This window comes from Leclercia adecarboxylata, from assembly GCF_006874705.1.
GTDB lineage: Bacteria > Pseudomonadota > Gammaproteobacteria > Enterobacterales > Enterobacteriaceae > Enterobacter > Enterobacter adecarboxylatus_C.
Genome location: NZ_CP035382.1, coordinates 1,253,102 through 1,272,908, shown reverse-complemented (window position 1 = coordinate 1,272,908; position 19,807 = coordinate 1,253,102). Strand labels below are relative to the sequence as shown.

The window sequence follows — 19,807 nt, the reverse complement described above, 5'->3', positions numbered from 1 at the left end:
TTATTCCCTTTGTACTATTGTACTGGTACAGTGCAGCACATTAAGATGCAGGTCCCAAATTATTGACTGGAGAATAGGCTGTATGGCGACACTAACCACCACCCAAACGTCACCCTCACTGCTCGGCGGTGTGGTGATCATCGGCGGTACCATCATTGGCGCAGGGATGTTCTCCCTGCCGGTGGTGATGTCCGGGGCGTGGTTCTTCTGGTCGCTGGCAGCGCTGGTCTTCACCTGGTTCTGTATGCTGCATTCAGGCCTGATGATCCTTGAAGCAAACCTCAACTATCGTATTGGATCGAGCTTCGACACCATCACCCGCGACCTGCTCGGCAAACGCTGGAACATCGTCAACGGCATCTCCATTGCCTTTGTGCTCTATATCCTGACCTACGCCTATATCTCGGCGAGCGGCTCGATTCTGCATCACACCCTCTCGGAGATGTCGCTGGACGTTCCGGCGCGGCTGGCGGGGCTGTGCTTTGCGCTGGGCGTGGCGTTTATTGTCTGGATGAGCACCAGGGCGGTCAGCCGGATGACAGCCATTGTGCTGGGTGCGAAGGTCATCACCTTTTTCCTGACCTTCGGCAGCCTGCTGGGGCACGTCACGCCTGCCACCCTGTTTAACGTGGCGGAGAGCAACACCTCGTACTCGCCGTATCTGCTGATGACTCTGCCGTTCTGTCTGGCGTCGTTTGGCTATCACGGCAACGTGCCGAGCCTGATGAAGTATTACGGCAAAGATCCGCGCACCATCACCCGCTGCCTGGTCTACGGTACGCTGCTGGCGCTGGGTCTGTATGCGATCTGGCTGCTGGGGACGATGGGTAACATCCCACGTCCGGAGTTCATCGGTATTGCGGAGAAGGGCGGTAATATTGATGTGCTGGTGCAGGCGTTGAGCGGGGTGCTGAACAGCCGCAGTCTGGATCTGCTGCTGGTAATCTTCTCCAACTTTGCCGTGGCCAGCTCTTTCCTCGGCGTGACCCTGGGCCTGTTTGACTATCTGGCCGATCTGTGTGGCTTTGATGATTCTGCCCTGGGCCGTCTGAAAACTGCGCTGCTGACCTTCCTGCCTCCGGCGATCGGTGGCCTGCTGTGGCCGAACGGTTTTCTGTACGCCATCGGCTATGCAGGGCTGGCGGCAACCATCTGGGCGGCAATTGTGCCAGCGCTGCTGGCACGCAAATCACGTAAACGCTTTGGCAGCCCAAAATTCCGCGTCTGGGGCGGCAAGCCGATGATTGCGCTGATTCTGGTGTTTGGGATTGGTAACGCGCTGGTGCATGTGCTGTCGAGCTTTAATCTGCTGCCGGTGTATCAGTAAGTTTTGTGCCGGATGGCGGCTACGCCTTATCCGGCCTACGCGATCCCGTAGGCCCGGTAAGCGAAGCGCCACCGGGCAAAAAGGCTACCCCACCAACTCTTCTTTCACCTGCATCGCCAGATCGAACGAATGCAACCGCGCCTGGTGATCGAAAATCTGCCCGTTCACCATGATCTCGTCGGCCTGGGTTTCACGCAGCACCGCCTCCAGCCCGTGGCGCACTTTTGCTTTATCTCCCACCAGCGACATGCTCAGTGCCTGCTGCACGCCATACTGCTCTGAGGCGGACCACAGCTGATGCATATTCTCCACCGGCGGCGGCAGCTGTCCCGTTTCGCCGCGGCGCAGCTTCATAAATGCCTGCTGCATGGAGGTAAACAGGAATTCCGCATCGCGGTTGCTGTCGGCGGCAATGATGTTGATACAGACCATCGCGTACGGTTTTTCCAGCCGCGCAGAAGGTTTGAAGTTCGTGCGATAGAGATGCAGCGCCTGATGCAGCATATCCGGTGCAAAGTGCGACGCGAATGCAAACGGCAGTCCCAGTTGGGCGGCCAGCTGGGCGCTGTACAGACTTGAGCCCAGCAGCCAGACCGGGATCTGCTCGCCGTAGCCCGGCACCGGACGTACCTGCGGGTTCGGATCCTGGGCGTCAAACCAGTCCACCAGCTCCGCCACGTCGCGCGGGAAGTTATCAATATCACCACTCATATGACGGCGCAGCGCGCGCATGGTCGGCTGATCGCTGCCCGGCGCACGGCCCAGTCCCAGATCGATGCGGCCAGGGTAGAGCGTATTCAGGGTGCCAAACTGCTCGGCAATCACCAGCGGGGAGTGGTTTGGCAACATCACGCCGCCCGAGCCTAAATGCAGGGTGGTGGTATTGGCCGCCAGATAGCCGAGCAGCACCGAGGTGGCTGCGCTGGCGATCCCGACCATATTGTGATGCTCCGCCAGCCAGTAGCGATGATAGCCGCGCTGTTCAGCCAGGCGGGCGAGATCCAGAGAGTGGGTAAAGGCTTCTCTTGCCGAGGAGCCTTCAGGGATCGGCGCCAGGTCCAGCACCGAAAACGGAATGGATTTATCAGTCATAACAGCTCACTTTGTCGACGGTGAATCTTCAATATTGCATTAAAGTTTACCCATCATTGTTAACAAAGTGAGCCTTTTTTAGGCCTGCAGATCCAGCCCGGCAAGGCGTCGCCAGTAGCCGTTGCATTCGCTGTTCGCGGTAAGCGGCAGCGGGGCAGCGCCATTCTCGTTGGCGCGGAAGGCGTTAATCATTGCGAACACGCTGTTGTCCAGCGGCGACAGACGCACCATATCCACCAGCCCCTGCATTGAGGCCAGCTCGTTACCGAGGTTGTAAACGTAACCGCTCATGGTCTGAATGCCGTTCAGGACAAACACCTGCTGATTCTCCTGCGACAGCATGCTGCGCCCGTTCGGGTATTTGATGCAGCAGGTTTCGCACTCGTCTTTCGGCAGGTTCTCGGAGCGCGCGGTAAAGCAGCGGGCGGAGTATGCCAGCGGCAGATGGCCGTAGCTCAGCACCTCCACCTCAAACTGGTTGCGGATCCCCAGCTCGTCGCACTGGGCCAGTATGTTGACCAGCCAGTCACGGGAAAGCTCCACCGGCATACACCAGCGCGTCATGCCTTGTTTAAGCAGCAGACGCAGGGTAACGGCGTTATAGCAGTTCAGGGCATGCCCGGCGACAAAGGGCAGTTTGCGCTCGGCGCACAGGTTCACCACGCCCAGATCGCTGGCTTCCAGCAGAAACTCGCCGTTATCGACGTAGCGTTTCAGCTCGTTCAGTTCCGACGAAGCCTGCACCAGCGCCAGGGTGGAAAGCACCACCTGCTTGCCGCTGTCGGCCAGGCTTTTCGCCATATCCAGCCAGTCGCCCACTTTGGTGGCGCGACGCTTACTGCATACTGTCTCACCCAGATAAATCACATCGGCCTGGCTGGTTGCCGCCTGCTGGTAGAAATCCTCCAGCGTCTCTTTTGACCAGTAGTAGAGCACCGGCCCTAATGAATATTTCATGCGTTATCTCACTGCCATTTACGGTGATACGCGCCCAGCGTGGTCTGGGTACCTTCGGACATCGCGCCCAGGGTCTCCATCCATGCGGGCTGCGGTGCATATTGCTTCGGATCCGCCATGCAGCGATCGATCGCCTGGCGCCACACTTTTGCTACCTGGCTGACGTACGCCGGGCTGCGCTGGCGACCTTCGATTTTCACCGACGCGATATTGGCGGCCAGCAGCTCCGGCAGCAGCTCCAGGGTGTTAAGGCTGGTAGGCTCTTCCAGGGCATGATAGCGTTCGCCATCCACCAGATAGCGGCCTTTACACAGCGTCGGATAGCCGGCGTTCTCATCGTCCTGATAGCGGTCGATCAGCACCTCGTTCAGCCGTGATTCCAGCCCCTGCGGCGTTTGCTGCCAGCGCACAAAGCGAGCCGGAGAGCAGGCGCCCACGGTATTGGGAGATTCCCCGGTTAAGTAGGAGGAGAGGTAACAGCGTCCTTCGGCCATGATGCACAGGCTGCCAAAGGCAAAAACTTCCAGCGGAACTGGCGTGACGCGAGCCAGTTGCTTAACCTGATGAATAGAAAGCACGCGCGGCAGCACCACGCGCGCCACGTCGAAGTGACGATGGTAAAAGCGAATGGCCTCTTCGTTGGTGGCCGATGCCTGAACCGAGACATGGCGCTCAATATGGGGATAGCGTTCGGCGGCATACTCCAGCATGGCGAGGTCGGCAAGGATCAGCGCGTCGGCACCCAGCTGTGCCGCCATATCCACCGCGCGCTGCCAGCGTTGATAGCCGTCGGGGTGAGCAAAGGTATTAATAGCGATATGCAGCTTGCGGCGGTGCTGGTGCACGAAGCTCACCGCTTCCTGCAGCTTTTTCTCGGTAAAATTGAGACCAGCGAAGTGACGGGCATTGGTATCGTCCTTCAGCCCGATATAAACCGCATCGGCGCCGTTTTCGATGGCCGCCTTAAGCGCCGGTAGATTTCCAGCAGGGCAGAGCAGCTCCATAATTTATCCTGACGTTCGCAGCCCCATGGGGATGCAAAATTGTTATCGAACAGCGATTTTAATTAACCATCAGGCGACAATTTTTGATTTAAGGCAGCTAATGGCGTATTGATGGCACCAATAATGGATTACGCCGGACGCCACTTTGTTGATTTACGCCGCTATACCCACGACTGGATATGGCAAAATATCAGGACTATAGATATCAGGGAGTATTGCTCGTGCTGGATAAACTGCGTTCACGTCTCGTACAATTTGGCCCGTCGCTGCTGAGCGTGCCGGTGAAACTGGCGCCCTTCGCGCTAAAGCGCCAGGTGCTGGAGCAGGTGCTAAGCTGGCAATTCCGTCAGGCGCTGGCGGAAGGCGAGCTGGCGTTTCTGGAAGGGCGCTGGTTAAGTATCGAGGTGCGGGATATCGGCCTGCGCTGGTACACCTCCGTTGAAAACGAACAGCTGGTGGTACGCGAATCCGCAGAGGCGGATGTCAGCTTCAGCGCCGACGCCAGCGATCTGCTGATGATCGCGGCGCGTAAACAGGATCCCGACACGCTCTTTTTCCAGCGCCGTCTGGTGATTGAAGGCGATACCGAGTTAGGTCTGTATGTCAAAAACCTGATGGATGCCATCGAGCTGGAGCAGATGCCAAAGCCGCTGCGCGTGGCGCTGCTGCAACTGGCCGATTTTGTCGAGGCGGGTTTGAAAACTCCGCCGGAGAGTAAACACACTTCTGTAGGTGAGCCATGTTGATTCGAGTAGAGATTGGGATCGATGCGCCGGGTATCGATGCCTTATTACGCCGGACCTTCGAAGGGGACGGAGAGGCGCAGCTGGTTCAGGACCTTCGTGAAGATGGCCTGATTACCCTGGGTCTGGTGGCTACCGACGATGAGGGGCAGGTGGTGGGCTACGTCGCCTTTAGCCCGGTCACCGTGCAGGGTGAAGAGCTGCAGTGGGTTGGCATGGCGCCGCTGGCGGTGGATGAAAACTACCGCGGACAAGGCCTGGCGCGTCAGCTGGTCTATGAAGGGCTGGATTCGCTCAATGAGTTTGGCTATGCCGCCGTGGTAACGCTGGGCGATCCGGCGTTCTACAGCCGTTTAGGCTTCGAGAAAGCCGCTCATTACGATCTGCGCTGCCGCTGGCCGGGCACCGAGTCGGCCTTCCAGCTGCACGGTCTGGCTGATGATGCGCTTAACGGCGTCAGCGGCCTGGTCGAATACCACGACCACTTTAATCGCTTTTAATTAGCGGCGCTTGCAGGCTCTCGCGTAGCGCCTCAAACGTTCCATCTCCGCTGACGAGGCGCTCTTTCTGGCGCTTCGTCAGCTGTTTGATCCGGTACTCCAGCCTCAGCGCCAGCGAGCGATCCCCCACGACGGCGGAAAATGCCAGCGTCAGCTCCCCTTTGCCGCGTAACGCCTTCGCCCCTTTTCCGGTTTGATGTTGCAGGAAGCGACGCGGGACATCGGTAGTAATGCCCGTATAGAGCGCATTATCAGCGGTTCGAACAAGATAGAGAAACCAGCACACGGCGAAAGATTCAGTATGTTAAGGTGAACGCACCTTAGCACGAGAGAGAAGCGAAATGGAAACTCTGGCCGCCATCAACCGCTGGCTGGCGAAGCAGCATGTCGTCACCTGGTGTGTTCACCATGAGGATGAGCTGTGGTGCGCAAATGCCTTTTACTATTACGACCCCCAGCGCGTGGCCTTTTACGTTTTAAGCGAAGATAAAACCCGCCATGCGCAGATGAGCGGCAAGCAGGCCAAAGTAGCGGGCACCGTCAACGGGCAGCCGAAAACCGTGGCGTTGATCCGCGGGGTGCAGTTTAAAGGGGAGATCCGTCGTCTGGAGGGGGAGGAAAGCGACGCGATGCGTAAGCACTATCTTCGTCGCTTTCCGGTTGCCGCGGCCATGCCAGCTCCAGTATGGGAGATCCGCCTGGATGAACTCAAGTTCACTGACAACACCTTAGGCTTTGGTAAAAAACATCACTGGCTACGCGCCGAGTAAGCGCAGCGCCTCACGATTAAAGGCGATAAGATCTTCCGGCGTCCGGCTGGTGACCAGCTGATCCTTATCGACCACCACCTCCTGATCGTGAAAATCCGCCCCGGCGTTTTTGAGATCGATGGCAATCGATTTTACGCCCGTCAGTTTGCGGCCGCGCACCACTTCGGCGCTGATCAACAGCTGCGGGCCGTGGCAGATGGCAAATACCGGTTTGCCGGATGCGACAAAATCACGGGTAAAGGTCACGAAGCGCGAGTCGCTGCGCAGCGAGTCCGGGGAGTGGCCGCCGGGCAGCAGCAGAGCATCAAAGTCTGCGGGCCGTACCTCGTCGATGGCCTTATCAATAGGAACGCTGGCTTCGCCTTTGTGGCCTTTCACCGTTTTCCCCGCCTGTTTTTCGATTGTGATCACCTCATGCCCCGCTTTGCGAAACGCCTCGGCAGGCGAGGTGAACTCTGAATCTTCAAACTCGTCGGTGATCAAGACTGCAATTTTCTTGCTCATGTTTCCTCCGTTGTTTTGGCTTCAGACAGCTTTTTCTTCGCTTGTGGTAAATACTTAGCGATGAGACTACTAAGTGTGGTTGAGGGATGTGAAATCGCATACGGACTAATCTGCAAAGGAGGAGTCATGAGTCAGGTTTTAATTACCGGTGCGACCGGCCTGGTGGGCGGGCACCTGCTGCGGATGCTTATTCAGGAGCGGAAGGTCAACTATATCGCCGCCCCGACGCGTCGCCCGCTGGGCGATATTGAAGGGGTGTTTAATCCGCACGATCCGCAGCTGACCGATGCGCTGGCCCAGGTTCAGGATCCGGTGGACACCGTCTTTTGCTGTCTGGGCACCACGCGGCGTGAGGCGGGCAGCAAAGAGGCCTTTATCCATGCCGACTACACCCTGGTGGTGGATACGGCCCTGACCGGCAAACGGCTCGGAGCGAAGCATCTGCTGGTGGTCAGCGCGATGGGCGCTAACGCGCACTCGCCGTTCTTCTACAACAAGGTGAAAGGCAAGATGGAAGAGGCCCTGATCGCCCAGAAGTGGGAGCGGCTGACCATCGTGCGTCCGTCGATGCTGCTGGGGGAGCGGGAGAAGCATCGCTTCAGCGAATCGCTGTTTGCACCGCTGTTTAGCCTGTTGCCCGGCAATCTGAAGTCAATAGACGCACGGGATGTGGCGCAGGTGATGCTGCAGGAGGCGCTGGGGGCGTCACCGGCTGGCGTCAATATTATTTCGTCAGCGAAGCTCAGGGAGATGGCGCAGGGCGAGGGGTAATGGCCCTCTGCCGATGGCAGAGGGCAGGAGAGAACTACTTCAGGTAGGTAAAGGCGGTGGTAACGTGCTTGACGCCGCTCACCCGGCTGGCGATATCCGCCGCCGCTTTCCCTTCACGATCGGTTACCAGGCCGAGCAGGAACACTTCGCCGTTCTCGGTGGTCACTTTCACGTTAGACGATTTCACCTGATCGCTGCCCAACAGCTGGGAGCGCACTTTGGTGGTGATCCAGGTATCGTTGGATGCATCGCCCAGGCCAATCGGCTGGCCCTGACGCACCTCGTTAAACACCTCGGTTGCGCCCTCTACGCCCATGGCGATCTGCTTCGCGCGGGCAGCAAGTTCGGTATTCGGTGCCTGGCCTGCCAGCAGCACTTTGCCCTGGTAAGCCGTGACGTTGATGCGCGCTTCTTTCTTGATCTGCTGGTCTTTGGACAAGGCGCTGTTCACGCGCAGTTCCAGGGTGCTGTCATCCACCTGTGTGCCCACGGAACGCGGGTCAGTCGCGGCTTTAGTGCCTACTGCGGCAGTACCCACTACCGCTGCAGCCACACATCCCTGAAGCAGCAGCGCAGAAATAAGGACTGCGAGGGGCGAAAATGCCTTCATGTATACTCCTTAATCATCCTGGTGAGGGAAAAGCGTGTTATCGATCAGATCGCATAAACAGTTCACCGTCAGCATGTGCATCTCCTGAATGCGCGCGCTGCGGTGGGAAGGAATACGGATCTCAACATCATGAGGACCTAACAGCCCCGCCAGCTCGCCACCATCGTAACCGGTCAGGGCAACGATGGTCATATCGCGCGTGACGGCGGCTTCAACGGCCTTGACGATGTCGCGGCTGTTGCCGCGCGTAGAGATCGCCAGCAGCACATCACCGGCATGCCCTAACGCACGCACCTGTTTGGCATAGATCTCATCATGGAGACGATCGTTAGCAATCGCCGTTAAGACCACGTTATCGGTATTAAGTGCAATGGCAGGTAAACTGGGGCGCTCTGTCTCAAAACGATTGATCATACTGGCAGCAAAATGCTGTGCGTTGGCGGCCGAGGTGCCGTTGCCACAACAGAGGATTTTGTTGCCGTTGAGCAGGGATTGTACCAGCGTCATCGCCGCACGGGAGATGGCGTCCGGCAGCGCTTCTGCCGCTGCGATCTGAGTCTGAATGCTTTCGGTGAAGCACACCTTAATTCTTTCGAGCACGATATCCCTTAACGATCTGATTTACGCGTCTGCGCCGAAGGCGTTTTTGAACCATTCGATGGCGTTTCCGGTGAAGGCTACCACATCGAACCGGCAATCCACAGTATCAAAGCTGCCATTATGCCGGACAAGCCACAACTGGGCGGTGAGTAATAATTTTTGTTGCTTGGCCCGGGTCACGCTGGCAGCGGCACCGCCATAGCGGGCTGACTGGCGGTAGCGCACCTCAATGAACACGATGGTCGGGCCGTCCTGCATGATAAGGTCAATTTCACCGCCGCGGACGCGAACGTTCGCGGCGATAAAGCGCAGTCCTTTGCGCTCAAGCCAGCGACGCGCCTGAAGCTCGCGCGCGTCGCCGGTCTGTTTGCGGGTTAACTCGCCGGAACGATCTGTCCCTGCTGGTATTTGAGCCATGATAACTTCCTGTTAATCACGCAGTCCTGAGTGGCGGTGAGATCGCCGGTATTGCCGTTAAGGGTGAAGCCTGGCACCTGGCGCATCTGGGTGAAATGGTTCGCCAGCGCCCATGCGTCCACGCCCATGGCATACAGACGCGCCAGCGAGTAGTCGTTACGTACGCTGCTCAGCGCCTGCTGCATTAGCGCCGGGTTGGCGCCTGCCAGCATTGGAATTTCGCTGTACTGCAGGCCCTCCATCTCAAGACGGAAGTCCGGGCCGGCGGTGCCCTGCGCGCTGCGCGAGCTGGCATACAGCGACACGCCAGCCTGGCTGCCGTTACGCATGGCGATCATCGGTTTGATAAAGGCGATCTCTTCCGGGGTGGCAACGATGTAAGCCGCATCGACATTGCCGCCGCCGCTAATCTGCGCGTCCGTTGGCGGTGCCGGGATGGTCAGGCCACCAATCGTCACGCCCTGCTGCTGCGGCAGGCTGGAGGTGACCGGGCTACCGGTCAGAGCAATACCTGCCCCGCCGTTAACGCCTGCACGCAGTTCAGAGCTTGAGCCAAACTTCTGCTGCAGAACAATGCCGCCGCCCAGCTGCTGCCACTCCTCGGCAAAGGCGGTGGCGACGCGATCGCCCAGCTGGCTGCGCGGGATCAACAGCAGAGGAGCCTGCTTACCTTGCTCGTGGATATGGCGCGCGGCATCGCGAGCTTCGTCTTCTGGCGACAGGGCGAAGTAGCAGACGTTAGGGAGATTCTGTACCTGCTCCGGCTGGTTCAGCGCCAGCACGTTCAGCGAGGTATTGCTCTTCATCAGCTCTTCGACGTTGTTTTTCAGCAGCGGGCCTACCACGATGCTGGCGCCATCCTGCTGGACCTGGTTCAGCACCTGGTCGAGCGGCTGGGTGCTGGTGTCATACACCTTCACCTCGGCGGCCGGGTTGGCGAGTGCCGTGGCCTGAGGTGACTGCGCGGCGACAGGAGCCTGCTGCGGATCCTGCACGGTGTTATCCGGCGCGGTGACGGGCTGGGTGGTTTCAGGGGCCTGGACCGGCTCCTGCATCGTACCTTCCTGGGCGATGACAGGTTGGGCCGTGGTCAGATCGTTGGTTTCGGCACTGGACGGGCTCACCACATCGCCGGCGTTGGCAGCCTGGGCAACCTGGGCAGGGACGGCGCTACCGGTGACGGCCGCCGTGCCATTTCTCGCTGCGTCAAAACCTTGCTGGATAGTGCGGCCAAAGACGGCGGCCTGGCCATCCAGGGGCAGCAGTAGCGCGATTTTGCTGGTGGAGGCGGGCTTGAAGTTCTGCACATTGACCAGCTGCGTTGGCAGCATGGTCGCCCCCGGGTTGTTCGGGTAGCGGGTCTGCCAGTCTTTGATCCCGGCTTTCAACATATTGGGATCGTTGCGGTTATCGAACCAGACGCGCTGCAGATCCAGCCAGCCCTGCAGGATATTTTCGTCGGCATTGATCACCAGCGCATTGGCCTGATCGGGATTCATGGCGGAGAGCGACTGCCAGGTGGCATCAATATTTTTCTGTTTTTCGGCGGCGGCGAGCAGCGGCTCCTGGGCAATCAGCGCCCGCAGCAGCGTCAGGGAAGGGCGCCCCTGTTCCGCGGCAATACCGGCCTGCCAGAAACGTGCCTGCTGGTTTTTATCGAGCGTGCTGAGGTCGATATTCCCGAGGATCTTCTTCGCTCCGGCAACGTCGTTCTGCGCAATTTTCAGTTCAGCGGCCAGCAGCGACTGCTCGCGGCGCTGGGTGTCGCTCAAATCCTGCGGCAACTGATTAAACAGATCGGCGGCATGCTGGGTTTTACCCTCTTTCAGCAGTGCACGAATGGCGAGTAATTGCCAGTTGATCCGGGTATCATCGGAGCTCTGCTCCATCTGGTGCAGATAGAAGCCGGAGTCGGCCTGCGCGGCACCCTCCATATGGGCAGCACTTTGATCGGGCGCCTGGGTACCGCAGCCAGCAAAGATCAGGGCTGCCAGCACCAGCGGAAGGCTGCGCGTGACTTTATTATGAAGAAACGTTAAGGGTACCATACTGTATCCAGTGATATTTTTTACGCAATGCTCAATATTAAATCGGCAATACGGATGAAACAATGAAACAACACGAAACGGCAGATAATTCTCAGGGTCAGCTTTATATTGTACCTACTCCTATCGGGAATTTATCTGATATTACCCAACGTGCGCTCACCGTGTTGCAAAGCGTTGATCTTATTGCTGCTGAAGATACCCGGCACACCGGCCTGCTCCTGCAACATTTCGCGATTAACGCCCGCCTGTTTGCCCTGCACGATCATAACGAGCAACAAAAAGCCGAAACGCTGGTGGCTAAGCTGAAAGAGGGGCAGAACATCGCCCTGGTATCCGATGCCGGTACGCCGCTGATCAACGACCCGGGGTATCACCTGGTCCGCACCTGCCGCGAAGCCGGTATTCGCGTAGTACCGCTGCCGGGTCCGTGCGCGGCCATTGCTGCCCTGAGCGCCGCGGGCCTGCCGTCGGATCGTTTCTGCTATGAAGGTTTCCTGCCTGCCAAATCCAAAGGCCGTCGCGACGTGCTGAAGGCGCTGGAAGCCGAACCCCGCACCCTGATCTTCTACGAATCCACCCACCGTCTGCTGGAGAGTCTGGAGGATATGGTGGCGGTCTGGGGCGAAGCCCGTTACGTAGTGCTGGCGCGCGAGCTGACCAAAACCTGGGAGACCATCCACGGCCTGCCGGTGGGCGAGCTGCTGGCCTGGGTGAAAGAGGACGAAAACCGCCGCAAGGGCGAAATGGTGCTGATTGTCGAAGGGCACAAAGCGACAGAAGACGCGCTGCCTGCCGACGCGCTGCGCACCCTCGCGCTGCTGCAGACCGAGCTGCCGCTGAAAAAAGCGGCCGCGCTGGCGGCGGAGATCCACGGCGTGAAAAAGAACGCGCTGTATAAGTACGCCCTGGAGCAGCAGGGGGAGTAACCTGGTGAGCCGTTATCAACCCCCTTTTACGATTACCTCTGCAATCCTAAATCTGGTGGTTGAGACGGGAGAATTGCTGGGGCATTGGGCTGCGTATACGGGGCGAGCTTCACCTCTGCTGCGCAAAGAGAACCGTATTCGTACCATCCAGGCGTCGTTAGCCATCGAACATAATTCGCTGACTATCGGGGGGATGTCGGGATCTACCGTGGTAACCAACTGGTGCATATGGCGCCTCCTGCGTCTCAGGTCCCTCGTCTGGTGGATGAGCTGCTTGGCTGGCTGAGTATAACAGACCTGCACCCGCTGATAGCCAGCTCTGTATTCCACTATGAATTTGAATTTATCCATCCATTTGCCGACGGCAATGGCCGTATGGGGCGCCTCTGGCAGACTCTTATTCTCAGTCAGTGGCGTGCCGAACTGGCCTGGCTGCCCGTAGAAACGCTGATCCACTTTCAGCAAGAGCGGTACTACGCCATCCTTGGGCAGTGTGACAAAGCCAGCGACTGCACGGCTTTTGTGGAATTCATGCTACGGAATCTTGCCGATGCGCTGCGTGAAAGCATCTCGTCGCCACATACAATGTCGGAAAGAATGTCGGAACAAATGTCGGAAAAAGAGGATACCATCCTGCAACTTCTGATTGCCCAACCAAAGATGACCGCTTCCACCCTGGCCTCAATGCTTGGAGTGACCTCCCGTACGGTAGAACGCTATCTCAGTGCGTTACAAAGCAAGGGTAAGGTACAACGAGTCGGTGCCAGAAAAGGAGGATACTGGCAGGTCTTAAGATAGCCTGCCCGTGTCCCGCCTGACGATAATCAGAACGAAAGGCAAAAAAAAAGCATGGCCGGAGCCATGCTAAAAGAGGTTTACTGCAAACTCAGGTCACAGGTGCCGGGTTAAATACCGCCAGCTGGTTGTGTAATCCCCACTGATCGGAGAAGGTTTTCTTGCGGCCGCTGGCCACGTCGAGAATGAAGTGGAACAGCTTCCAGCCCACGTCCTCAATGCTCTCTTCGCCGGTGGCGATGGTGCCCGCGTTGATATCCATCAGATCAAACCAACGGTTAGCCAGTTCGGTACGGGTCGCCATTTTAATGACCGGAACCGCCATCAGGCCGTACGGGGTGCCGCGCCCGGTAGTGAACACCTGCACGGTGATCCCGGAGGCCACCTGTTGGGTGCCGCAGACGAAATCGCTGGCCGGCGTGGCGGCATAGATCAGGCCGCGTTTGGTTGGGCGCTGGCCCGGGGAGAGCACCTCGACAATGGCGCTCTGGCCCGATTTGGCGATAGAGCCCAGGGCTTTTTCCACCACGTTCGCCAGGCCGCCTTTCTTGTTGCCCGGGGAGGGGTTAGCGCTGCGGTCGGTTTTGCCCATGTCGAGATAGTTATCGTACCAGGCCATCTCTTCCAGCAGGCGTTTGCCTACCTCTTCGTTGATGGCGCGTGGGGTGAGCAGGTGGATCGCATCGCGCACTTCGGTGACTTCCGAGAACATTACCGTTGCGCCGCAGCGCACCAGCAGATCCGAGGCATAGCCCACGGCCGGGTTTGCGGTTACGCCGGAGAAGGCGTCGCTGCCGCCGCACTGCATCCCCACCACCAGCTCAGAGGCCGGGCAGGTTTCACGCTTGCGCTGATTCAGTTTTGCCAGATGGCGCTCTGCAACCTGCAGAATATCATCGACCATCGAACGGAAACCGACGTGCTGATCGTCCTGCAAACGCACGATGCTGGCGTTATCCACCGGGATAGCCTGGGTATCCTCGGTGCCCTGCAGCAGTTTTTCAGGCACGAGTTTTTCGCAGCCAAGGCCCACCACCATCACTTCGCCGCCGAAGTTCGGGTTGAGGGCAATATTGTGGATGGTGCGGATCGGCACAATGGCCGCCGGGGCGTTGATCGCCACGCCGCAGCCGTACAGGTGGTTCAGACCGACCACGCCGTCAACGTTCGGGTATTTTGGCAGCAGGTCGCGCTCGATGATCTTCACTACAAAATCGACAACCCCCGCCACGCAGTGCACGCTGGTGCTGATGCCGAGCAGGTTTTTGGTGCCGACGCTGCCGTCTGCATTGCGATAGCCTTCGAAGGTGTAGCCTTCCAGGGCTGGCATTGGCTCCGGCACGCGGGTCGCCAGCGGCAGGGTGTTCAGCGGCGGTGCTTCCGGCAGGGCTACCAGCGACTCGTCAATCCAGCTGCCCTGCGGGATCGCCCGCACGGCATAGCCAATGACTTCGCCATAGCGCACGATTTCGCCCTGCGCCGGGATATCGACCAGCGCCACTTTATGGCCCTGCGGAATATGCTCGATCAGTTCAAGCCCGTCAGGGAAACGCGTTCCGGCTTTTAACCCCTGATCGTTAACAATAATCGCCACGTTATCGGTGTCGTGCACCTTAATATAAAACGCGCCCGGCGACGTTTGTCGAATTTCGATGTCGGCCATTGTCCAGTATTCTCCAGCGAGTGGGGGATAATTAATTCGTAAAAGAGTACGTGTATTTTCTTGTTATCGGAAATAAAGACTCTGCTCAGTGGAATAAAGAATGTCAGGCGCAGGGAATTAAAAACGTGATCGCGATCACTCATTTTTGACCTTAGTCTGTGCATAAGGGGGGCAATAGCGAAATCTGTGCATCAGCGCCCAGGGTGTTGTGCATATGCTCAAAATAATATTCACAAGACCTTATATAATTGAGCGGTTACACAATGCGCGTCCTGGGGTGGTTGATTATACTCATTAACGATTTCATGGTATCGGATTAATTATCCGTATTTGCCTGCCATTACTGAAATAATCAGGAATGCCTCTTTCTTAAAATAATAAAAATAATTTCGCTGATGTGCCAGAGGAAATAAAAATGTTGCTGGATACTACCGTTGAAACAAAAAAGGGTGCCCCAACCCGCTATTTAATATTGCTCATTATATTTATTGTAACCGCGGTCAATTACGCCGACCGCGCCACGCTCTCTATTGCCGGTACGGAAGTCGCCAAAGAGCTCCAGTTGAGCGCCGTGTCGATGGGCTACATCTTCTCCGCCTTCGGCTGGGCCTACCTGCTGATGCAGATCCCCGGCGGCTGGCTGCTGGATAAGTTCGGTTCGAAAAAGGTTTATACGTACAGCCTGTTCTTCTGGTCGCTGTTCACCTTTATGCAGGGCTTTGTCGATTTCTTCCCGCTGGCATGGGCGGGCATCTCGATGTTCTTTATGCGCTTTATGCTCGGCTTCTCCGAGGCGCCGTCCTTCCCGGCCAACGCCCGTATCGTGGCGGCCTGGTTCCCGACCAAAGAGCGCGGTACGGCCTCTGCCATCTTTAACTCTGCACAATATTTCTCGCTGGCGCTGTTCTCCCCTTTGCTCGGTTGGCTGACCTTCGCCTGGGGCTGGGAACATGTCTTTACCGTGATGGGGGTGATTGGTTTTGTCCTGACCGGGATGTGGGTGAAGTTTATCCACAACCCAACCGACCACCCACGCATGACCGCGGAAGAGCTGAAGTTCATTAAGGACGGCGGCGCGGTGGTCGACATGGATCATAAAAAGCCGGGCGACAAAGCGGCCAGCGGTCCGAAGCTGCATTACATCAAACAGTTATTGTCCAACCGCATGATGCTGGGCGTGTTTTTCGGGCAATACTTTATCAACACCATCACCTGGTTCTTTCTCACCTGGTTCCCGATTTACCTGGTGCAGGAGAAGGGGATGTCGATTCTGAAGGTGGGTCTGGTGGCTTCCATTCCGGCGCTGTGCGGTTTTGCCGGTGGCGTGCTGGGCGGGGTGTTCTCGGATCACCTGATTAAGAAAGGCAAGTCGATTACCCTGGCGCGTAAGCTGCCGATTGTGCTGGGCATGCTGCTGGCCTCCTCAATCATTCTGTGCAACTACACCAATAACACCGCGCTGGTGGTAGCCCTGATGGCGCTGGCCTTCTTCGGTAAAGGGTTTGGTGCCCTGGGCTGGCCGGTGATTTCCGATACCGCACCAAAAGAGATTGTTGGGCTGTGTGGTGGTGTGTTTAACGTCTTTGGCAACGTAGCGTCAATTGTCACTCCGCTGGTGATTGGCTATCTGGTCAGTGAACTGCATTCGTTCAACGCGGCACTGGTATTCGTAGGCTGTTCCGCGCTGATGGCGATGTTCTGCTACCTGTTCGTAGTGGGTGACATCAAACGTATGGAATTGCAGAAATAAGCAAAGGTATAAGCGATGAGTAACGATATTTTCCCGAACAAATTTAAAGCGGCCCTCGCGGCACATCAGATTCAGATCGGCTGCTGGTCGGCGCTGGCAAGCCCAATCAGCACCGAAGTGCTGGGGCTGGCAGGTTTTGACTGGCTCGTACTCGACGGTGAACATGCTCCGAACGACGTCACCACCTTTATCCCGCAGCTGATGGCGCTGAAAGGCAGCCACAGTGCGCCGGTGGTACGTGTCCCGACCAATGAGCCGGTGATCATCAAACGCCTGCTGGATATTGGCTTCTACAACTTCCTGATCCCGTTTGTGGAAAACGTCGAAGAGGCTGTGCAGGCGGTGGCGTCCACCCGTTATCCGCCAGAAGGCATTCGCGGCGTGTCGGTCTCCCATCGCGCCAATATGTTTGGCACCGTGCCGGACTACTTCGTCCAGTCGAACAAAAACATCACCATCCTGGTGCAGATTGAGAGCCAGCAGGGCGTGGACAACGTCGATGCGATCGCCGCCACTGACGGCGTCGACGGCATCTTCGTCGGCCCAAGCGACCTGGCGGCCGCCTTTGGTCATCTGGGGAATGCGAATCACCCGGAAGTCCAGCGCGCCATTCAGCATATCTTTGCCCGCGCCAAAGCGCACGATAAGCCGTGCGGCATCCTGGCGCCGGTCGAGGCCGATGCGCGCCGTTACCTGGAATGGGGCGCGACTTTTGTTGCCGTTGGCAGCGACCTCGGCGTGTTCCGCTCCGCGACTCAGAAGTTAGCGGATTCCTTCAAGAAATAATCACCACCACTGAATAAAGAGAGACGCAATTATGACACTGAAAGTTGGTTTTATTGGCCTGGGTATCATGGGTAAACCAATGAGTAAAAACCTCATCAAAGCAGGTTACTCACTGGTGGTTGCTGACCGTAACCCGGAAGCCATTGCCGAAGTGATTGCCGCAGGCGCAGAGACCGCTACCACGGCAAAGGCGATTGCTGAGCAGTGCGATGTGATCATCACCATGCTGCCAAACTCCCCACACGTGAAAGAGGTGGCGCTGGGCGAAGGCGGCATTATTGAAGGGGCCAAACCGGGCACCGTGCTGATCGACATGAGCTCCATTGCACCGCTGGCCAGCCGTGAAATCAGCGAAGCGCTGAAAGCGAAAGGCATCGACATGCTGGATGCGCCGGTGAGCGGCGGCGAGCCAAAAGCCATCGACGGCACCCTCTCTGTAATGGTGGGCGGCGACAAGGCGATTTTCGACAAATATTACGATCTGCTGAAAGCGATGGCCGGCTCCGTGGTGCACACCGGTGAGATTGGTGCAGGTAACGTCACCAAGCTGGCAAACCAGGTGATTGTGGCCCTGAACATCGCGGCGATGTCCGAAGCCCTGACCCTGGCGACCAAAGCGGGCGTTAACCCGGATCTGGTGTATCAGGCGATCCGCGGCGGCCTGGCGGGCAGCACCGTGCTGGATGCTAAAGCACCGATGGTGATGGATCGTAACTTCAAGCCTGGCTTCCGTATCGATCTGCACATCAAGGATCTGGCCAACGCCCTGGACACCTCCCACGGCGTGGGTGCCCAGCTGCCGCTGACCGCGGCGGTGATGGAGATGATGCAGGCCCTGCGTGCCGACGGGCTGGGGACTGCTGACCACAGCGCCATTGCCTGCTATTACGAAAAACTGGCGAAAGTGGAAGTCTCTCGCTAACAAAGACGGGCGCGGGAACGCGCCCGCTATTTTTGCCTTAAGCGGTAACAGGCTATAACTATGAAAATCGTAATCGCCCCTGACTCTTACAAAGAAAGCCTGTCTGCCACCGAGGTAGCGCGGGCGATAGAAAAAGGCTTTCGGGAGATCTTTCCCGATGCAGAGTATGTTTCGGTTCCCGTGGCGGATGGCGGGGAAGGAACGGTTGAAGCGATGATTGCCGCCACCAACGGCACGATGCAGCACGCGGTTGTGACGGGACCACTGGGCGAAAGCGTTAACGCCTGCTGGGGGATCTCCGGCGATGGCGTGACGGCGTTTATTGAGATGGCAGCGGCAAGCGGACTGGCTCTGGTTCCTCCGGCCCAGCGCAACCCGTTGATTACCACCTCCCGCGGCACGGGCGAGCTGATCCTCGCCGCACTCGATAAAGGTGCGCGCAATATTATTATCGGGATTGGCGGCAGTGCCACCAACGACGGCGGCGCCGGAATGGTGCAGGCGCTGGGTGCAAAACTGACTGACGCCAACGGCACCGATATCGGCCACGGCGGCGGCAGCCTGATGGCGCTGAACAATATTGATATTTCGACGCTCGATCCGCGCCTGAAAACCTGCGCGATCCGGGTGGCCTGTGATGTGAGCAATCCGCTGATCGGCGAGCAGGGCGCATCCCGCATCTTTGGCCCGCAGAAAGGGGCCACGGAAGCCACTATCCTGGAGCTCGATAACAATCTTTCTCACTACGCTGATGTGATACATACCGCACTGCGTATTGATGTCAAAAATGTCCCTGGCGCGGGTGCGGCTGGCGGCATGGGCGCTGCGCTGATGGCGTTCCTCGGTGCGGAGCTGAAGAGCGGCATCGAAATCGTCACCCAGGCGTTGAATCTCGAAGAGCATATTCATGACTGCACCTGGGTGGTGACGGGTGAAGGTCGTCTGGACAGTCAAAGCATTCACGGCAAAGTGCCGGTAGGCGTGGCGCGCGTCGCCAGCAAGTATCATAAGCCGGTGATCGGTATTGCCGGCAGCCTGACCAGCGATGTCGGCATTGTGCACCAGTACGGTATCGACGCGGTGTTCAGCGTCCTGACCAGCATCAGCACTCTCGAAGAGGCATTCCGCGGCGCGTTTGACAATATTTATCGCGCTTCGCGCAATATTGCCGCCACCCTGCGGGTCGGGATGCTCACCGAAGGGTGACAGCGGGGCGCAAACCCTCTATACTGCGCGCCGAAGCTGACCAGACAGTCGCCGCTTCGTCGTCGTCCCTTTCGGGGGAGACGGGCGGAGGGGAGGAAAGTCCGGGCTCCATAGGGCAGGGTGCCAGGTAACGCCTGGGGGGGAAACCCACGACCAGTGCAACAGAGAGCAAACCGCCGATGGCCCACGCAAGTGGGATCAGGTAAGGGTGAAAGGGTGCGGTAAGAGCGCACCGCGCGGCTGGTAACAGTCCGTGGCACGGTAAACTCCACCCGGAGCAAGGCCAAATAGGGGTTCACATGGTACGGCCCGTACTGAACCCGGGTAGGCTGCTTGAGCCAGTGAGCGATTGCTGGCCTAGATGAATGACTGTTCAACGACAGAACCCGGCTTATCGGTCAGCTTCACCATTTTCA

Annotated in this window: 19 protein-coding genes, 1 other RNA gene and 2 pseudogenes; 12 read left to right on the top strand and 10 right to left on the bottom strand. The window is 58.0% G+C overall.

What is annotated here, in order from left to right:
- Positions 1 to 82 precede the first annotated feature (82 nt).
- Complete coding sequence (gene mtr / locus ES815_RS07005; RefSeq protein WP_142487230.1) at positions 83 to 1,327, top strand: tryptophan permease; 1,245 nt, start codon at positions 83 to 85, stop codon at positions 1,325 to 1,327.
- A gap of 84 nt (positions 1,328 to 1,411) precedes the next feature.
- Here the strand turns inward: mtr and ES815_RS07000 are convergent, their stop codons facing one another.
- The 3 genes from ES815_RS07000 to ES815_RS06990 form a co-directional block, all read right to left on the bottom strand.
- The gene (locus tag ES815_RS07000) at positions 1,412 to 2,419 is read right to left on the bottom strand and encodes a luciferase-like monooxygenase (protein ID WP_142487229.1); all 1,008 of its coding nucleotides are present in this window, start codon (positions 2,417 to 2,419) and stop codon (positions 1,412 to 1,414) included.
- A 78-nt stretch (positions 2,420 to 2,497) separates the two neighbouring features.
- Entirely contained in the window at positions 2,498 to 3,376 is an 879-nt protein-coding gene (locus tag ES815_RS06995) for a U32 family peptidase (protein ID WP_142487228.1), read from the bottom strand.
- 8 nt (positions 3,377 to 3,384) lie between these two features.
- Positions 3,385 to 4,380, bottom strand: a complete 996-nt coding sequence (locus ES815_RS06990) for a peptidase U32 family protein (RefSeq protein ID WP_142487227.1) — start codon at positions 4,378 to 4,380, stop codon at positions 3,385 to 3,387.
- A 221-nt stretch (positions 4,381 to 4,601) separates the two neighbouring features.
- Between ES815_RS06990 and ES815_RS06985 the strand changes: the two genes are divergently transcribed.
- Positions 4,602 to 5,126 (top strand): SCP2 domain-containing protein, encoded by a 525-nt coding sequence (locus ES815_RS06985; protein ID WP_142487226.1) that lies wholly within the window; start codon positions 4,602 to 4,604, stop codon positions 5,124 to 5,126.
- Complete coding sequence (locus tag ES815_RS06980) at positions 5,120 to 5,623, top strand: GNAT family N-acetyltransferase (RefSeq protein ID WP_142487225.1); 504 nt, start codon at positions 5,120 to 5,122, stop codon at positions 5,621 to 5,623. Before ES815_RS06985 ends, ES815_RS06980 begins: the two co-directional genes overlap by 7 nt.
- Here the strand turns inward: ES815_RS06980 and ES815_RS06975 are convergent.
- Positions 5,610 to 5,950 (bottom strand): annotated as a pseudogene (locus ES815_RS06975) (GIY-YIG nuclease family protein). The gene ES815_RS06980 and the pseudogene ES815_RS06975 sit on opposite strands and share 14 nt — an antisense overlap.
- A gap of 14 nt (positions 5,951 to 5,964) precedes the next feature.
- On the opposite strand from ES815_RS06975, the gene ES815_RS06970 reads away from it, so the two are divergent.
- Positions 5,965 to 6,393, top strand: coding sequence for a YhbP family protein (locus ES815_RS06970; protein WP_142487223.1), 429 nt, complete (start codon positions 5,965 to 5,967; stop codon positions 6,391 to 6,393).
- Here the strand turns inward: ES815_RS06970 and ES815_RS06965 are convergent.
- Positions 6,379 to 6,897: a type 1 glutamine amidotransferase domain-containing protein gene (locus ES815_RS06965; protein ID WP_142487222.1), complete on the bottom strand. Its 519-nt coding sequence runs from the start codon at positions 6,895 to 6,897 to the stop codon at positions 6,379 to 6,381. The two genes, ES815_RS06970 and ES815_RS06965, sit on opposite strands and share 15 nt — an antisense overlap.
- A gap of 126 nt (positions 6,898 to 7,023) precedes the next feature.
- Between ES815_RS06965 and ES815_RS06960 the strand changes: the two genes are divergently transcribed.
- Positions 7,024 to 7,668: an NAD(P)H-binding protein gene (locus tag ES815_RS06960; protein ID WP_142487221.1), complete on the top strand. Its 645-nt coding sequence runs from the start codon at positions 7,024 to 7,026 to the stop codon at positions 7,666 to 7,668.
- A 34-nt stretch (positions 7,669 to 7,702) separates the two neighbouring features.
- On the opposite strand, the gene dolP is transcribed toward ES815_RS06960, so the two are convergent.
- Genes dolP through ES815_RS06940 form a run of 4 tightly spaced genes read right to left on the bottom strand, consistent with a single transcriptional unit; the run spans position 7,703 to position 11,343 of the window.
- Positions 7,703 to 8,278 carry a division/outer membrane stress-associated lipid-binding lipoprotein gene (gene dolP / locus ES815_RS06955; protein WP_142487220.1) on the bottom strand — a complete coding sequence of 192 codons (576 nt, stop codon included), beginning with the start codon at positions 8,276 to 8,278 and terminating at the stop codon, positions 7,703 to 7,705.
- A 9-nt stretch (positions 8,279 to 8,287) separates the two neighbouring features.
- Positions 8,288 to 8,878, bottom strand: a complete 591-nt coding sequence (diaA, locus tag ES815_RS06950; protein WP_032614385.1) for a DnaA initiator-associating protein DiaA — start codon at positions 8,876 to 8,878, stop codon at positions 8,288 to 8,290.
- A 21-nt stretch (positions 8,879 to 8,899) separates the two neighbouring features.
- The gene (locus tag ES815_RS06945) at positions 8,900 to 9,295 is read right to left on the bottom strand and encodes a YraN family protein (RefSeq protein WP_142487219.1); all 396 of its coding nucleotides are present in this window, start codon (positions 9,293 to 9,295) and stop codon (positions 8,900 to 8,902) included.
- On the bottom strand, positions 9,253 to 11,343 hold the full coding sequence (locus ES815_RS06940) for a penicillin-binding protein activator (RefSeq protein ID WP_142487218.1): 2,091 nt from the start codon (positions 11,341 to 11,343) through the stop codon (positions 9,253 to 9,255). Before ES815_RS06940 ends, ES815_RS06945 begins: the two co-directional genes overlap by 43 nt.
- A gap of 62 nt (positions 11,344 to 11,405) precedes the next feature.
- Here ES815_RS06940 and rsmI point away from each other — a divergent pair, with 62 nt between their 5' ends.
- Complete coding sequence (gene rsmI, locus ES815_RS06935; protein ID WP_142487217.1) at positions 11,406 to 12,269, top strand: 16S rRNA (cytidine(1402)-2'-O)-methyltransferase; 864 nt, start codon at positions 11,406 to 11,408, stop codon at positions 12,267 to 12,269.
- 4 nt (positions 12,270 to 12,273) lie between these two features.
- Positions 12,274 to 13,067, top strand: a pseudogene (locus ES815_RS06930) (Fic family protein).
- 88 nt (positions 13,068 to 13,155) lie between these two features.
- Here ES815_RS06930 and garD read toward each other — a convergent pair.
- Positions 13,156 to 14,727 carry a galactarate dehydratase gene (gene garD, locus ES815_RS06925; protein WP_142487216.1) on the bottom strand — a complete coding sequence of 524 codons (1,572 nt, stop codon included), beginning with the start codon at positions 14,725 to 14,727 and terminating at the stop codon, positions 13,156 to 13,158.
- Positions 14,728 to 15,142: 415 nt separating this feature from the next.
- On the opposite strand from garD, the gene garP reads away from it, so the two are divergent.
- The 5 genes from garP to rnpB all read left to right on the top strand — a co-directional run bounded on the left by garP (position 15,143) and on the right by rnpB (position 19,801).
- Positions 15,143 to 16,477 (top strand): galactarate/glucarate/glycerate transporter GarP, encoded by a 1,335-nt coding sequence (garP, locus tag ES815_RS06920; protein ID WP_142487215.1) that lies wholly within the window; start codon positions 15,143 to 15,145, stop codon positions 16,475 to 16,477.
- A gap of 15 nt (positions 16,478 to 16,492) precedes the next feature.
- On the top strand, positions 16,493 to 17,263 hold the full coding sequence (gene garL, locus ES815_RS06915) for a 2-dehydro-3-deoxyglucarate aldolase (RefSeq protein ID WP_142487214.1): 771 nt from the start codon (positions 16,493 to 16,495) through the stop codon (positions 17,261 to 17,263).
- A gap of 31 nt (positions 17,264 to 17,294) precedes the next feature.
- Complete coding sequence (gene garR, locus ES815_RS06910) at positions 17,295 to 18,185, top strand: 2-hydroxy-3-oxopropionate reductase (RefSeq protein WP_142487213.1); 891 nt, start codon at positions 17,295 to 17,297, stop codon at positions 18,183 to 18,185.
- 60 nt (positions 18,186 to 18,245) lie between these two features.
- Positions 18,246 to 19,391, top strand: coding sequence for a glycerate 2-kinase (gene garK, locus ES815_RS06905; protein ID WP_142487212.1), 1,146 nt, complete (start codon positions 18,246 to 18,248; stop codon positions 19,389 to 19,391).
- A gap of 32 nt (positions 19,392 to 19,423) precedes the next feature.
- An RNA gene (gene rnpB, locus ES815_RS06900) (RNase P RNA component class A) lies at positions 19,424 to 19,801 on the top strand.
- Positions 19,802 to 19,807 lie beyond the last annotated feature (6 nt).